At 58.8% G+C, this 15258-nt stretch carries 16 protein-coding genes and 1 tRNA gene; 10 read left to right on the top strand and 7 right to left on the bottom strand.

The features are described 5' to 3' along the window. Positions 1–38 precede the first annotated feature (38 nt). From BGO16_RS05400 to BGO16_RS05380, 5 genes are all read left to right on the top strand, one after another. Positions 39–278 carry a helix-turn-helix domain-containing protein gene (locus BGO16_RS05400; RefSeq protein WP_292617559.1) on the top strand — a complete coding sequence of 80 codons (240 nt, stop codon included), beginning with the start codon at positions 39–41 and terminating at the stop codon, positions 276–278. Continuing rightward, entirely contained in the window at positions 275–2545 is a 2271-nt protein-coding gene (locus tag BGO16_RS05395) for a DUF5906 domain-containing protein (RefSeq protein WP_292617558.1), read from the top strand. Before BGO16_RS05400 ends, BGO16_RS05395 begins: the two co-directional genes overlap by 4 nt. Before the next feature lie 734 nt (positions 2546–3279). Next, positions 3280–3795: a hypothetical protein gene (locus BGO16_RS05390; protein ID WP_292617557.1), complete on the top strand. Its 516-nt coding sequence runs from the start codon at positions 3280–3282 to the stop codon at positions 3793–3795. Next, positions 3749–4042 carry a hypothetical protein gene (locus BGO16_RS05385; RefSeq protein ID WP_292617556.1) on the top strand — a complete coding sequence of 98 codons (294 nt, stop codon included), beginning with the start codon at positions 3749–3751 and terminating at the stop codon, positions 4040–4042. Before BGO16_RS05390 ends, BGO16_RS05385 begins: the two co-directional genes overlap by 47 nt. A gap of 109 nt (positions 4043–4151) precedes the next feature. Beyond that, positions 4152–4391 carry a hypothetical protein gene (locus tag BGO16_RS05380; protein WP_292617555.1) on the top strand — a complete coding sequence of 80 codons (240 nt, stop codon included), beginning with the start codon at positions 4152–4154 and terminating at the stop codon, positions 4389–4391. 42 nt (positions 4392–4433) lie between these two features. Here the strand turns inward: BGO16_RS05380 and BGO16_RS05375 are convergent, their stop codons facing one another. Next, positions 4434–4859, bottom strand: a complete 426-nt coding sequence (locus tag BGO16_RS05375) for a hypothetical protein (RefSeq protein WP_292617554.1) — start codon at positions 4857–4859, stop codon at positions 4434–4436. Between the two features lie 24 nt (positions 4860–4883). Between BGO16_RS05375 and BGO16_RS05370 the strand changes: the two genes are divergently transcribed. The 4 genes from BGO16_RS05370 (at position 4884) to BGO16_RS05355 (ending at position 7175) form a co-directional block, all read left to right on the top strand. After that, entirely contained in the window at positions 4884–5294 is a 411-nt protein-coding gene (locus tag BGO16_RS05370) for a hypothetical protein (protein WP_292617553.1), read from the top strand. Beyond that, a complete protein-coding gene (locus BGO16_RS05365; protein ID WP_292617552.1) occupies positions 5291–5551 on the top strand; it encodes a hypothetical protein in 261 nt (86 codons plus the stop codon). The genes BGO16_RS05370 and BGO16_RS05365 overlap by 4 nt, the downstream gene beginning before the upstream one ends. Before the next feature lie 413 nt (positions 5552–5964). After that, complete coding sequence (locus BGO16_RS05360; protein ID WP_292617551.1) at positions 5965–6225, top strand: hypothetical protein; 261 nt, start codon at positions 5965–5967, stop codon at positions 6223–6225. Then, entirely contained in the window at positions 6225–7175 is a 951-nt protein-coding gene (locus BGO16_RS05355) for a hypothetical protein (RefSeq protein ID WP_292617550.1), read from the top strand. The genes BGO16_RS05360 and BGO16_RS05355 overlap by 1 nt, the downstream gene beginning before the upstream one ends. 29 nt (positions 7176–7204) lie before the next feature. Here the strand turns inward: BGO16_RS05355 and BGO16_RS05350 are convergent, their stop codons facing one another. Genes BGO16_RS05350 through hsdR form a run of 3 tightly spaced genes read right to left on the bottom strand, consistent with a single transcriptional unit; the run spans position 7205 to position 13429 of the window. Continuing rightward, positions 7205–8551, bottom strand: a complete 1347-nt coding sequence (locus tag BGO16_RS05350) for a restriction endonuclease subunit S (RefSeq protein ID WP_292617549.1) — start codon at positions 8549–8551, stop codon at positions 7205–7207. Continuing rightward, on the bottom strand, positions 8548–10029 hold the full coding sequence (locus BGO16_RS05345) for an N-6 DNA methylase (protein ID WP_292617548.1): 1482 nt from the start codon (positions 10027–10029) through the stop codon (positions 8548–8550). The genes BGO16_RS05350 and BGO16_RS05345 overlap by 4 nt, the downstream gene beginning before the upstream one ends. Before the next feature lie 13 nt (positions 10030–10042). Next, positions 10043–13429: a type I restriction-modification system endonuclease gene (gene hsdR, locus BGO16_RS05340; protein WP_292617547.1), complete on the bottom strand. Its 3387-nt coding sequence runs from the start codon at positions 13427–13429 to the stop codon at positions 10043–10045. 254 nt (positions 13430–13683) lie between these two features. On the opposite strand from hsdR, the gene BGO16_RS05335 reads away from it, so the two are divergent. Continuing rightward, positions 13684–13758: transfer RNA gene (locus BGO16_RS05335), tRNA-Thr, on the top strand. Between the two features lie 313 nt (positions 13759–14071). On the opposite strand, the gene BGO16_RS05330 is transcribed toward BGO16_RS05335, so the two are convergent. The 3 genes from BGO16_RS05330 to BGO16_RS05320 all read right to left on the bottom strand — a co-directional run bounded on the left by BGO16_RS05330 (position 14072) and on the right by BGO16_RS05320 (position 15213). Further along, complete coding sequence (locus BGO16_RS05330; RefSeq protein WP_292617546.1) at positions 14072–14308, bottom strand: hypothetical protein; 237 nt, start codon at positions 14306–14308, stop codon at positions 14072–14074. Positions 14309–14716: 408 nt separating this feature from the next. Next, positions 14717–14866 carry a hypothetical protein gene (locus BGO16_RS05325; RefSeq protein ID WP_292617545.1) on the bottom strand — a complete coding sequence of 50 codons (150 nt, stop codon included), beginning with the start codon at positions 14864–14866 and terminating at the stop codon, positions 14717–14719. After that, entirely contained in the window at positions 14863–15213 is a 351-nt protein-coding gene (locus BGO16_RS05320) for a hypothetical protein (RefSeq protein ID WP_292617544.1), read from the bottom strand. Before BGO16_RS05320 ends, BGO16_RS05325 begins: the two co-directional genes overlap by 4 nt. Between the last annotated feature and the right edge of the window lie 45 nt (positions 15214–15258).

Genomic DNA, 15258 nt, shown 5'->3' with positions numbered 1-15258 from the left:
GCGCCCTTGCGCGCCGATGCTTACTGGAGGTGTGTCCCATGACGGACATCACGATCGATCTTGTCGAGAGCACGCTGCGGCGCGTTCTCGATGCCCATAGCCGCTCTCCCTGGCACGATACGGAGTCAGCCGCGGCCTATATCGGCTGCGAGCCCGGAACCTTGAAGACCTGGCGCGCTCGCGGCGAAGGCCCGCGCTACCATCTCATCAACGGAAAGTCGGTTCGATACAACGTTGCGGACCTCGATGCCTTCGTGCGTGGGGAGGACAACCGATGAGCGACGTTCTGGAAAACGAGAACGGGCACATCGGGGAGATCGATGCGCCCGCTGGGGCTCGGGAGAAGAGTGCCGGGTTCGACGCCGACGTTGTTGAGAATGCCGAAGTCGGCATTTCCGAAACGCCGTCGTTCCAGGATGCGAGCTTGCTCAACGAGTACGGACAGGCGGGTCATGGCGACAAGCTGATCCGGCTTCGTGGAAAGGAGCCGGTCGGACGCTGGAAGGACTTGCCCTCTATCGGCGTTGATGGCGGCAAGCGCTGGATGGCCGAAGGTGGCAACGTCGGCTTCAGGATGTCGAACACGGATTTGGTGATCGACATCGATCCGAGGCGTTTCCCCGATGGCGACGACGTGCTTGCTCGCTTCCTGCGGGATTTCGACCTGCCGGCGCACCCTTTCGTGCTGACCGGCGGCGGCGGATACCACCTCTATTTCAGGAAGCCGGCGGAAGAGATCGTCAGATACGAGCACGATAGCTATCCCGGCTTCGAGTTCCGAACGGCTGGTCATTACGTTGTTGCGGCAGGCTCGGTTCATCCTGATACGAGCCGGCTCTATCGCTTCGACGATGATCCGTTGCGCTGTTCGCTGTCGGAAGCGCCGATGCTGCCCGACAGGCTCCTGGACGCGATCAGGAAGCCGACCGTCGAGGCTTCGAGCGACGAGCCCGGCGCGATCGATCCCGAAACTCTGGCCGAATGGCTAGAGTCGGTCGATCCGACCGAGTTCAAGGATCAGAGGAAGTGGCAGGACATGATGATGGCCTGCCACCATGCGACCAACGGCGCGGGCGTCGACCAGTTCATCGCCTGGAGTACTTCGGACACTGACTATTCGGATCATAGCGAGATCATTCGGCGGCGCTGGGATTCGCTCGATGCGAAGCCGAACGGGATCACGGTCAGGACGCTGATCGGCTTCCTGCCCAATGAGAAGCGGCGTCAGGCGGTCGAGGCGATCGATCGTGTCGAGCCCGAGGACGACTTCCCCGATGACTTGGATACCGAGCCGAAGAAGTCGGGCTCGGTGTGGGACGATTGGGTGTTCGTGGCCGATGCCATGCAGTTCGTTCGGCGCGAGGACGGCAAGAAGTACCGAACCGACCAGTGGAAGGCGCTTTATGCCGGTCTCAATCCCGATGGCGAGGTTTTGAACGCCATCTGGAAGGGTCGTGTTCCGATGCGCAAGTTCGAATCTCTGGTCTATCTGCCCGAGAAGGCGGAATTCCCGGATGGCAAGAGCGGCAACCGCTACAACATCTGGCGCAAGGACGGCGTCGATGCGAAGCCGGGAGACGTGACGCCGTTCCTGGTCCACATGGCCTATCTCTTTCCCGACGAGAAGGACCGCGACCACGTTCTCGACTATCTCGCTCTGCTGGTGCAGCGGCCTGCCGACAAGATCCACTTCGCGCTGCTCATCCGTGGCGCGCAGGGGACCGGCAAGAGCTGGATCGGCCGGCTGATGGAGAAGATCGTCGGCAGCCGAAACACTGTTCGGCCTTCGAATGAGGAGGTCGTGTCGCACTGGACGGCGTGGATGGAAGGCGCTCAGCTTGCCGTCATCGAGGAGTTGATGACGCTCGGGCGCAAGGAGGTGGCGAACAGGCTCAAGCCGGCGATCACTGACCCGACGATCAGGATCGAGGAGAAGAACTGCTCGCTCTACTCGATCCCGAACTGCCTGAACTTCATCAGCTTCACCAACCATGAGGATGCCCTGCCGATCGAGCACGGCGACAGGCGGTGGCTCGTGGTGTTCTCGCCTGCGAGGCCGAGGGACAGCGCCTATTATCAGGGGGTGTTCGAGTTCCTTGACGGCGACGGCGCTGCCTACGTCAAGCACTGGCTGCTCAAGCGCAAGGTCGCCTTGAACCCGCATGGCGTGGCGCCGTTCACGGCCGGCAAGGAGGCGATGCGGCGGCTGTCGATCGGCGACGCCGAGGCGTATCTCCTCGAATTGTTCGAGGAGCGGCAGCCGCCCTTCGACTTCGACTTGGTGCGTGTCGATGAACTGGTCGATGCCGTACCTTCGGCGCTTCGTGGTCGCTCGAACCTTCGGGCTCGGGTGTCGAAGTTCCTCAAGGACGAGATCGGCGCCGTCAGCCATGCCCGCTACACCAAGGCCGACAGGAGGCGTCCTGCCTATCAGCTTTGGTCGGTGCGCAATCATGACATCTGGGACAATATCGGCGCTTCCGGCAGGATCGACGCCTATTTGAGCCACAGGTCGGATGACATGCTCGACCAGTTCAAGAGGTAGACAGGAGCGACAGCCGGTGGATGGCCTTCGTCGTCCACCGGCTTCGCTAATAATTTCATGGCTTTAGCTATCAAGTAGACAGGTAGACAATCACTTTTCAGATTATGGCAGGATGGATAACAATGGCCCGATGAAGGGCATGACGATATCGACGCTGTAAGCCTTATGAACTTCGAAACGTCGAGAAAGCTCTGTCTACCTGTCCACCTTCACGCCTGGAAAACACACGCGACACGCAGGCCCCGTGGACCTCGCGCGCGTGGCGCAGTCAGTCAGCGGTGGTCATGGAAGCCTTCGATGACATCGGCCTTGAGGAAGGCACAGGAAAGGGCATCGAAGCTGCCCAGGACGCTGTCAGTATGCCAGAGCATCTAATCAGCGATTGGAAGGCTTGAGTCCCGAAGGCGAGTCCGATCAAGGGCATGGTCGTCGTTGCTATCCAAAGCACCGGCCCAGGCACCGGGAACGCCTCCATGATGCCGGGAGGTAAGAGAGTGCCTAGAGGGGCATGAGGCAATCATGCAAGATGATTGCAGCGGCACGACGGCGGGAGTGAAAACCGACTTCCCGTTGCAAGGCGGCCGGCGTCCTGTGACTGCCACCGGCACAGCGGCCCTCACTTTTGAAACTGAGCCGGCAATCTCACACCTGAAAAATATGCGAGGCAATTGCTGGCGTCCCGCACGCTCCGCAAGCTGCATTCTCTTGCGTGAGAAATGCGAGAGAAGTTGGCCATGACCACGAAAGTAAAGAGCCGGGCATTGGAGACACGCGACATCCGCCGTCCCACCATGGATCGCAAGTGGTCGCCGGCCATCGAGACGCGCGTGCTAGACATCGTCGCCAGGACCGGCTCGCCGAAGACGGCTGCGAACGCGACGGGCGTATCGGCTGCGACCATCCACGACCACCGCAAGCGCGACCTGGAGTTCGGCGCCAAATATGCGCAGGCCATGGACGCTGCCTTTCATCATGTTTTAGGCCGTGCCTTCGAGCGCTCGCTTGATGAAGACGAGCCGAGCGATCGATTGATCGAAGTCCTTTTGAAGTTCCGGTGGCCCGAGCGGTTGAACGGATTCCTCGCCGTTGTCGGCGACGGCCCTGCCGACACGTCCGGGCCAGTCGGGCTCGATCCGCGTGTCATTGCCAAAATGGAGCCGGCCGACCGCAATGCGCTCATCGGCTTGCTGGAGAAATACCTCGATGTCGAACAACACGGACAGCGACAGCCGATCGTCATCGAAGGCTAACGCGGCAAAGCGGCTTCTTCGCGACCTGATAGCCGCCGAGGATTTAATTGCGCGGCTTGACGCGACCGCACCGGAAACCTGTCGTCGCCATCGCGGGGCACAGAAGATGCTTACCGGTTTCGGCGGCGTCGTCACCTGCATTGGCTATTGGCGGTTGGAATTGGGTGCCGCGCCGGAAGGCATCGCATTGTGGGAAGAAATGGCCGCTGAGCATCAGGCCGTTCATCGCGGCAATGCGGGCGGGTGATAAAAGTCAATCAACATTTGCAGACCCAAACGTTGGTCGTCTTCGGCTTGACCTTCTGCTGAGGTGTCCCTGCGCTGATAGTGCAGGCAACAGCGAAAGGAGAAACACGATGATGACGGTGGAAGAAGAAATTGATTTCAACAGGCGGATGATCGCCAAGGCCATAGCTCGGCAGAAGGTAAAGTTTCGCCAGAGCGAATATGCGCTCTGCGCCGATGAAAATCACCCGATTGCGCTGGCGGCGAGCGACCTCGTTCTACAGTGCGGCCATGCCGTCCAGGATTTTCTCTATCGCGGCGGTCGCAAAGATGATGCGGCCCGCTTCTTGCGCAAGCTGATGGAGAGTTAGTGCTGGTCCATACCGGAAGATGATTGTCGCATCATCATTGCGTTAGGGCCGATGCTGATTGGCCCGAACCGCGATGGCGGTGACGACGATGCGGCTGTGCCGCGCCTGTTCTCGCCCGGGCCTTCGCGTGATGCGGAGCGAAAGGAGATGGACATGGCGGTTAAAAATGCGGCCCTTGCGAGCAATTGGCTTTCCGCGACGGATTTGATCCAGCGGCTTGGCCGGGCCAGAGAAAATCGCGATCAGTACGCGAAAATGCTGGCGACTCTTGAAGGCCAGGTTACGCAGCGGCGCACCGACGTCGAGCGCAGCCTGGCCGACCTTTCTGCAAATGAGAGAAGCAAGATCGTGACGCGCGCCGTCAACGGCCACCGCGCCGAACTGCGGCGGAAGTCCGCCGATGCGCGGGTTGCTCTTGTCCGTGAGGCGGGCCGTCTTCGCGACGAGGCCACGGCCGTCCGTGTCCATTACCAATCCGCGATGCAATGCTTGATGCGCGAGAGCCTGGGCAGCGAGCGCCGCAGCCGGCTGCTCGGACAGATCGCAAATTCAGGCCCGACCGAACTAGCATCGCTTGCCTCCTATGCGGCCTCGACGAAAGACAAGGAGTTGGGAGCGGCGCTGTGCACCCGCATCTCGATGCTGCCGATCCACGACCGTCCTTTCTCCGCGCATGAGCTGGCTGATACCTTGGTTGGCGAAGATCATCGCCGCGTCACGCAGGCCATCATGGAAACCGAGCGCATTGCGATCGAAACGCTGCATTCCGACTCCGCCTTCGAGACCGGCAGGACGAACCTGACCCGCAATTTGCAGACCGCGATCATGCGGCGCGAGGAGGAGAAAGTCGGCGCCGATCTCTCCGATCTTGATGCTCTTACCAACAATAATGGGGAGGAATGACCATGACGATTTATTGCGTTTTCGCTGACGCCCCGGAGAAGCGTCGTTCTGATCGCTGCAACACGGTCATCGTCCAAGCCGCCAACGAGGCGGCCGCGCTCACCGCCGCCGAGCAGCACATCGGTGCCAGTCCTGGCGATTTGGCTGGCTTCGCCGTGGTGGACCTATCCACCGCGCCGCCCTTCGTCGTGCGGGGACATCCTCCGCTCGGCGGAGCCGGGCAGAGCGTGTGGCCGAGCACGCCCCACGCATTGTAACCGGAATTTTCCTTTCCGACCTGCCGGTTGGCTCCATCAATCTTTACGCTTCATAAGCGGAACCAAAATAGTATAATCTGCCCAAGAGGGGGAGTGAGGGTGCCGGTTCCGCCATTTGACATGCGCGGCCTATTGCCGCCGTTTGTCGGGGCGGACGCGACGACACAGGATCGCTCCCCGTACCCCGCAACAATGGCAGAGGTCGTAACACAGCTAGGAACGACACCGCAGCGGCGGCAGCTTTTGCGGAACCTGATCGCATACCGCGCGTTGCTGGCCAGCGACGGCTATCAGAGTGGCATTCAATTCATTGATGGCAGCTTCGTCGAGAACGTCGAGGGTGCGGCCAACCGATCACCAAGCGACATCGACGTATTCAGCATATTAAGTGCCCCCAGAAGTATGCCTCTGACATGACGGCATGGGCCAGTGCTGGAATAAGTTTTTGGCAAACGGAAATCGCAGATCGCGATAAGAACAAGCAACGCTTTTCGTTGGACACCTATGCGCTTCTCTACGAGGAGCTCACGCCAATTCGTCTCATTCAGGGCGTGATTTACTGGTATGGGCTATTCTCCCATCAGCGCGGCACGTTTGCCTGGAAGGGATTTTTGGCGCTCATGCTTGATCCGGCAGGCGATCAAGCTGCGCTGGCATCGTTGGGGAGCGCGTGATGCCGACGCTCCTGTCCATCGAAGCTCTTAAGGCAGATCGCCGCTACGTCGAGCGACAGTTGGCGGAGGTTGGCGATAACCCCTGGGCAACCGCGCGCCATATGTGGCAGACGAGGCTCGCGGAAATTGACGCGCAGATCGCCGCGCTCTCCGCTTCGAGCTCCAATTACGCCTCCGTGGCACTTATCTTCGACGGCAATCCGGTCATCGGTTCAGGCGACATTAGGCTCGACTTCACGACGGATGCTCTCGATAGCTACCAGAAGATCATTTCACTGGCGCTTGCTGCGCGGCTCTCGCAGGATGATCTTCCGGAGCGTGGAAGACTGCCTGGCGCCGACAAGTCGCGGCTATTCATCCGCGACCTCGTTCGAGGATCGATGGGCTTTGTGCTGGAGGAGATTGCGCCTGAGCTGCACGAAATGCTTCCGACTCCCCTGAAAGATACCGTCGAGAGCGTCACGCAACTGTTGACGACCTTGACTGACGCGACGGACGATGTCTTCGAGAGCACCCTTGAGAGTACGCAGCCTCGCGTGGTCGGTGCGGTTCAGAAGTTTGCCAAAGTCCTCCACGAGGCGGGGGCAAGCACGAAGATTGTGGGTGACCAAGAGCGGCTGACACTTTCGTTGGCCGATGTGGGGCGTCTTTCACAGCGGCTCAACGAGGTTGAAGTTACCGAGGAAGCCGAAACCGTAGACGGCATACTTCTTGGCATTCTTCCCGAATCTCACGAGTTTGAGCTCAAACCGCCTGGTGACGATGCCGTTACAATCAAAGGCTCGATCTCGGATGATCTCGCCTTGAAGTATACAGCCGACGCGGCGTTCAAAGAACGATTGCTGCTTCAGCCGGTCCAAGCGCAAATCAAGGTGATTAGAACGACGCGAAATGGCAAGCTGATGCGCGAGCGACGTGTCCTGGAAGCCTTGGAGCCGGCGCAGGCTTGACCACCGAAGTCGATCTTCCGAAAACGTCGTTAGCCGCTTGCGCGTGAATGGCGCGCTACCCTTGTCTTTTTGGGAGCGACGGCACGCTGCGCGCGGATGCGCTCCAGCAGTACGCTCGCCGGTTCGTCGTTGTCGTCCTGCGGCACTAGTTCGCCGCGAAAGGCTTTGGCGAGAATGGCAGATTCCAGCCTGTCGAGCAGCGCGCGGGCGCGGGCAGCTTCCGCTTCAAGACGGTCGGCGCGGGCGAAGGCGGTCTCCAACATTCTGACACGCTGCGTTCTCGTTGCGACATCTGGTATAGGTAATTTTATCTGGCGCAACGCTTCTTGGCTGATGTTGCGCATCGAAAGCTGATTACCCGTCGCCAATGCTTCAATCTGATTGCGTCCGTCTGGCGACCTAAGAAACCACAAAATCCATTTCTTATCGGCATCATCGGCAGCAAGGCGAAGAATCTTGTCGCTCAGGAAAAGATCGCGCGGTTGATTTTCTACCAGAACTACGGCGCCAACCAATTCAAGCGTGTTTGCGCGCGATATTAAAAGATCGCCTTTTCTAATACGCGACTTCTCCGGGGCCTCATAGTCAGATGGCAAAGTCTTTGATTGCGTAGCGTCGAAGCGTCCCCATGTGACAGCACTGACCTTCACGACGCCGTTCTCGCCTTCGCGCGGAATACGTTCTTCGCAGCGAAGGTTCTTGCCGGCTTCGATAGCACGGAGAAGCGTTCCCAATTCGATTGGAGCATTGGGAACGCTGCTGAAACATGCGACCAACGCCATTCTACGAAAATGTGCGGCCAGTACCGGCACGCGATCCAATTCCGCCCGCGCGCGGGCGATGCGGGCGGTCAGCGCATCCAGCCTGGCGACGATGCGGCGCTGTTCGGCGATAGGGGGAAGCGGGAGAGGTAATTCGGCCAGTGTCCGTGAAGACAAATGCTTCACGGTAACGGAACTGGTCACCTGATTGATGAGCCGCAGATATCCAGGCAGCAAGTATTCGAGAAGATAGGTATCATACTGGTCTGGATGTGCGACGATCTTGCAGACCCGCTGATTCAATAAGCCTCGCTCTGCTGACCAGCGCCGGACATTGAAATCACCATCCATACCTACGAGGAGATCACCCGGATCGATCCAATAGCCCTCTGTGATAGGACCGTTATAGAAAGTTTCCGTCTGACCGGTCGTGACATCGCGGATACGAATGAGTGGCACGCCGGTCGACTTGTTGAATCGCTCGGATTTCCATGGAAAACCATTGAGAATAACGGCGACTTCACCAAGCCGCACGCGGGGCCATCTGGTCGCTTTTCCGATTAAGTGGTCTTGGGAACCTTCGACAAGGTCATCAACGTCTTCACCAAAACTCACGGACTAACCTCCGCAGTCATTGGTTCTGATATCCTCTCGTCCAATTCGCCCACCAGGGCGGCAATCTCCTCTAACGCAGTTTTCAAGTGTCCTTCGATCGCAGCGGCAATATCCTCGGGTGTATCGAACCCATCCTCTGTCTCGGCGCTCGTGTCCTTCAGCCAAGTGATGTCGAGATTATCTCCACGCGCAGCAATCTCCGCACGGGTGAAACGACGGAAGCGGCCTTCCTCGCCTTGATCCTTGCGCTTGGCGCCGCCTAGCGGGTCGCCGCCAAAAGCATTGGCGAAATCGTCGAGGTCGGAGACCCTAAACGGATTGGTCTTGCCATAAGACGGCGCGCCCGAGCGAGCATCATAAATCCACACCGCGCGGGTTGCGTCTTTCGCCGGGGCTTCCTCCTTGGCGCGGGTGAAGAACAACACATTGGTCTTCACACCCTGCGCATAAAAGAGGCCGGTCGGCAGGCGCAGGATGGTGTGCAGGTCGCACCAGTTCATCAACCGCTGGCGCAGCGCCTTGCCGCGCCCGTCGTCGAACAGCACATTGTCCGGCACGACCACCGCGGCGCGTCCGCCGAGCTTCAAGGCGCGGATACAATGCTCGACGAAGGGCAGCTGATAGGACGATACGCGGTCGGTGATCGTCAGGTCGTCACGGGTCGGCGGTCCGCCAGCCGGGCCGAACGGTGGATTGGTGAGGATCAGATCGGCATTCTTGAACTGCGTGCGTGACCCGGCCGGCGAGAGCGTATCGGCAAGATCGAGATTGTCCGGGTCGATGGCGTGCAGGTGCAGGTTCATCAGGAGCAGGCGGAAAGTGTCGGGCACGTTCTCGATGCCGCGCAGGGCTTGTTGAAGCTGGAATGCCTGCTGCTTGGGCGAAAGTTCAAAATAGTCGTCGCTCGCGTCCTTCATGAAGCTGTTGGCGGCAATCAGGAAGCCGCCGGTGCCCGCCGCTGGGTCCTGGATGACCTCGCCGGGCTTCGGCTGCATCAGGCGGACCATCACATCGATTAGCGCGCGCGGGGTGAAATATTGTCCGGCGCCGCGCTTGGTTTCTTCGGCCATGCGCTGGAGCAGACCCTCATAGGCATCGCCAAAGGCGTCGCGCTCCACGGTGAACCAGTGCAGGCCGTCGATAGCATCGATCAGCTTGCGCAGATTGGCCGGTTCGCGAACGATCGTCGTCGCGTTCTGGAAGATCGCCACCACCGAACGATCCTTCACCTTCGCGCCATCGCCAAGATCGATCAGCGCCTGCTTGTAACGCTGAAGAACCTCGGTCTCGCTCGCACCTTTCAGCGCGCCCCAGCGATATTGCTGGGGGATGCGGCTTTCATCCTTCTGCTCGGACGCCATCTTGAGGAACAGCAGATAGGTGAGTTCGGTGACATATTGCTGATAGGTCACGCCATCCTTGCGGAGAAGCGCGCAGAGCCGCCAGAGTTTGTTCACCAGATCGGAAGACGGATTCATCGTTGTTCTTTCATCATGCAGCTTTTCCGCCGTCCCAGATCGCAGCGTTCAAATCCTTGAGCACGTCTGTCAGGCCGGAATTGAACTCGCGATCAATCACCTCGAAGCCTCCGGCCTGAGCGAACAGAGGATCGGATAGGATTTCGGGGTCGCCGACCGGCTGGGCCTTCAAGACGCGGCCAATGCGGGTCAGCCACTGCTTCTGCTTGGGCGTCCATGATCGGCTGGCCAGAAGGCGTTGGACGCCGTTCTCTACGCGGGTCTCATAAGGAACCAGCGGGTCGCCGAGCGCGGCCTGACGGACGAAGCCGATGATATGGGCAGCGATGTCGGCATTGCGCGCGCTGCCGTAGGCGCGGCGCAGGCTGGCTTCGGAGAAACCCTCGGCGTCGAGCAGGACGGCAAGCTCCTTCAATTCCTTGCGGGTCAGTTCGCGCGGCCTTTGGGTGGCGGCTACAAGCGCCGGCACCTTGTTCATGTTGGCGCGGACAAATGCCTCGAAATGCTCGATGTAATCGCCTGGACTGGCCCGGCCGCCAAAATTGTCCTCGACCGAGACAAGTTCATCCTCATGCTCGGATATGAAAATGCCGTCGCGCGGGCGATCCGGTTGGGCGCCGTCGAGGACGGTTGCAAGCGCAGGGTGCTGCCGGAATAGCGTGATCGTGTCGGCAGGCGGCGCTGCGGTCAGGCGATCAGCCAGCGTGTCGAGCGGCCCGAGCACCGTTTCGAGCGTGTCGCGCTGCGCCTGGTTGATGTGACGGAGGCGCTGGCGCAGCTTTACGATAATCTGGTCGCGGACATAGGCGCGGTCGTCGTCCGTCGTGGCCCGCTCCAGATCGCTGACGAGGGTGGCGAAGGTCAGCGCCGGATTGACCACCACCGGCCGCATGTCGGTGACCTCTTGCAGATTGGCGTAGATGTCCACCGCATCGAAGATGCGGAAGTACTCCTTGCCGATCTCGTCGCAGCGGCGCGTGGCGCGGCCGATCATCTGGTCATAGAGAATGCGGCTGTTCACGCGGCGGACAAAGACCAGATTGACGATCGAGGGGATGTCGATCCCGGTCGTCAGCAGATCGACGGTGACGACATATTTCGGGCGAGGATCGTTCTTGAAGACCTTGATGCGGTCGAGCGGCTTGTCCACCGAGCCGGTGATCTTCTCGACGATGTCGTGCGGCTGGGGGCCGTATTCATCTGTCAGGGCCGCGCGTAGTTCCTCGACAAGGATGTCGGCGTGATCGTCCCGCGCAGCGAACAACAGAGTCTTGCCCGGCTGGTTGGGCGGGCACTCCGCCGCGACTGCTTCCGCCACCGCCCGGTTGAAGGCGCGCGTGTAAACTTTCTTGTTGAACTCGGCGACCTCGAAATCGACCTGGTCATCGAGGTTGAACAGGTCGATTTGGCCGGTGCGCGGATCGACGATATTGACGTCTTCACCCCTGTCGAAGGTGATGCCGGTCTGACTGAGTGCCGTCGTGATCCGGCGCGGAGGGCGATGGTCGATCAAATAGCCGTCGATCACGGCCTGACGATAGCCATACCGGAATACGGGAGCACCGAAAATTTCGCGAGTGTGCAGCGCCGGCGTCGCCGTTAGCGCGATCTTGGTGGCATCGAAATAGTCGAGCACACGGCGATAGGCGGACAGATAATCGTCGAGATTCCGAAAGCCAAGGTCTTCCTCCCGCAACTCGGCATCCAGCGTGTAGCCCCGATGAGCTTCGTCCACGATGATGAGATCATAGGTTCCAGGTGTTGGCCGTTCGGCATCGGGATCATCGAATACACGACGGATCATGGCTTGGACCGTCGCGACCTGGACCCGATCGGTGGCTTCCGGGAATTTGCGGGCAAGATCAGCGACCGGGAAGACCTGGTCGAACTTGAGGAAGCCCGAGGTGTCGGTCGTGCTCATCGCATCCAGAGTCTGCCGGCCGAGTGCGTTCCGGTCCACGAGGAAAAGGATGCGGCGGAAACGCTTGGCGCGCAGAAGCTCGTACATGAGCGCGATGGCGAGGCGGGTCTTGCCGGTGCCGGTCGCCATCGCGAGCAGAATGTGGTCCTGATGGCGGGCGATGGCTTCCTCGACCGCGAGAATCGCCTCTTGCTGATAGGGACGCAATCCGGTCACGCCGATTTCCCGTTCGGCGAGTTCCGTTATGTTCGGACCAACCTGCTGCTCCAGTCGCTCCGTCAGGTCGCGGGGCGAGAACCATTCGGCGAGCGCGTGTGGTGCGGCATCGGTTCTCGCGTCCCAGAACCAGATGCCTGACTTGGTGGCGAGTTGTTTCACATAGGGCCGACCGTTGGTGACGAAAAGAAACGGCACACGGAATTGCTCAAGACCCTGCGCCCAGGGGCTGTCGAGCGGGGTTTCCTCCTGCGTCAGGATGATGTCGCGCGCATAACGCTTGGCCTGTCCCAGCCGACCCGGCACATCCTTGACGTTCCGCTTGGCTTCGATGACGCCGACGCATCGCCCTTCGACAAAGAGCGCATAGTCCGCGGGACCGCTTTCTGTCGGCCATTCGGCGATGGCGATTGCCTGTCCCGGCTGAGGCCGAACGCCAGCCGAGTGCAGTAGCACTGCACTGTCCACGGTCCAGCCAGCCGCACGAAGCTGGTCATCGATCAGAACTCGCGTCGTCGCTTCGTCCAGTTCGACCGTTTCAGCTTGTTGTCTCGCCAGCTTAGCCAGCAGATCAAGCTGTTGCGGGGGAGTTGCTTCAGCCGCCGCCTGTGCGGCTTTCAGATCGGCTTCAGCCTGTCGAAGCCCTGCCTCGGTTTCGGCGGCATAGTTCTCCCAGAACTCGCGTTCCCGCTGCCTGGCTTCCGCAGCCTCGATCGCCTGAAGGCGTGCTCCCTCGGCCTCCTGATAGGCGAGGAGTGCTTTCGCTTCGCTATCGGCACTGGCCCGCACCTGGGCGCGTAGCTTCTCGATTTCCACGGCGAGCGCGGCGCTGGAATCGACAGGTTCGGCCGGCGGGACGAACGGCCCCGGCTTGAAGCCCGGCGCACCGCCATAGCTTTGATGAAACCAGATCGCTGCCGCTCGCGCGATTTTCAACGCGGTGAGAGCCTGCGCGGCCGTGCCGACATTTTCGTGAACCGCAGCGTTTCCGAGCTTCTTCAGGTGGAAGAAAAGATCGGCAATCTCACGCGGGAGAGCAGCCTTGACCTTCAGGACCCGAAGCACGTCGTCGAAGTTGGCTGTCTGTGAAGGTAAAAGGCCGTGACGGGCGGCAACATCCTTGGCGATAAATTCGGCGAACTGCCGGAGCTTGATGAGCGTCGAAGGCGCATCGTCAAAGAAATAGCGTTCGGCCAGCGCGCCCAGGCGCGCTAACTGTTCATCTTGCTCTGCAAGAAAGCTGAAATTGCTGATCGCCCCCATAGAAAGCCATGTTATCTACGTTTCTATCTGTCTCAAATACCCCAACTCGAACGCATTGGTTGAGCGTTCGGGGAATGGTGCCGGCGGAGAGGATCGAACTCCCGACCTTCGGTTTACAAAACCGCTGCCAATTAAAAATGATCTAAATAATTTCAATCATATAGTGGTTGATGCTGTGTAAGGGGTAACCGTTCGGGTAAATCCATATGCAATCGTTGCCGCAAACGCCGCAATCCGATATGAGGGCGCGACGGGCCGGTGTAGCACAGCGGTAGTGCAGTGGTTTTGTAAACCAAAGGTCGGGAGTTCGATCCTCTCCACCGGCACCACAAATAGAGAACGGCCCGCGCGAGTTCATTATGAGCGATCGTGGCGGATTGCGGCAGAGATATCAAAATGAGCCGTATTTCGGGGTTGCTCCCTTTTTCCCGATTGCGGAAGTTATGATCCCGTTTTCCTTCCAATAGGTGAAACCATCGTCGCAAGCATAGGAGCGCTTGTGCTGTAACGGGTATTCCGATTGCAACGTGCAATGGGCATTAAATATGTTGTCGTCATGAAATGCGTGAAAGAACAAATAAACAAACATCAGGGCAGGGACGGCAACGATTATTCCGACAATAATCAAAAACGTGCGCATTGCTATTGGCTCGCTTCATCCAAACGCTTTTGATAATTCTTTTCATTCGCCTTCATTGCTTCGTATAGGGCTTTCATCGTGACGCAATCTTTGCGATCTTGCGCGCTGGTATATGTGACAGCGCATTGAGCGGCCCAAACTTCACCATTGGTTTTAGGTGGTTTTGAATGCTCATAACCGATCAAAGATATGCCGCCGCAAAGTGCGAGAAATAGAGCGATGTTCATTAACGTCCGCATGTCCTAAGCATCCTCCAAAATAGAAACAGGAGGATCAGACAACTTTTCGGACGTTGTATCAAGTGATGCGCTATGCGCCATAGCTTCCGTGATCGCGTCAGCGATGGATAGTCAGGCAATCGCAGATGGGCATATTTTTCGATGATTGGCGCGATGGTGATCGGTGTTAGGCCGGTTTCTTTACTGAGCGCTGTGATTGCCGCGTCATGTTGTGATGGTGGGAGCGCTGCAATCTCGGCGCATCGATCTTTGACTTGGTTGTAAAATTCAATCGTCCTATCGTTCCGTTGCGGCTGCTGCATCGTGGCAATATCTCGAAAATATAAACTCCGATCACATCACGTACATCCGGTGATGTGATCGGAGTAGCTGCCCTGATAGGAAAGCGACTAACTATCGGGGTTGCATTCAATGTGCAGTCGGAGTTGCCGCTGCGAGCAACGCGCGCAAGTGATCGGCGTGCAATGCCAGCGATGCTTCGTCTCCGTTGCGTTCCAGTAATTCGCGAAAATATTCCAGATGGGATAGACCGGCCTTGCGATATTCTTCGTTGGTCATGGTGGTTTCCTCTGTGGGTTTGGACGTTTGAGAACGGCCGTCCTGTTGCCGTTAAAGACAAGCAATCCTTTGAATTTTAGAATTTTGTAGAATGCTTGCATGCGTTCGCGGGGAGTAACTACGCCCAACCACTTCAACGCATCGTTTCCGCTCATAGTGTATTGTTCAAAAAACCGATTAATTTCGCGAGGTTTGAACGCGAGATTTCGATTGCCGTTTCGCATCGAATAAAAGGTAATGATCGCGCACAGCGTTTCCGCGTTGACCATCAAGTCGTTTCCATCGAACACAGCGTTTTTGACGACACGAAACGGCTCCTTCATCCCGTCAGTGAAGGTTAGCGCCATGCATCGTTCGATATTCGGGTCGCGGTTTGCGGCGTAGCGGCCATG

This window comes from Nitrobacter sp. 62-23 (assembly GCF_001897285.1).
Lineage (GTDB): Bacteria > Pseudomonadota > Alphaproteobacteria > Rhizobiales > Xanthobacteraceae > Nitrobacter.
The sequence above is the reverse complement of the archived record's forward strand: the minus strand, read 5'-3'. Positions and strand labels throughout refer to the sequence as shown.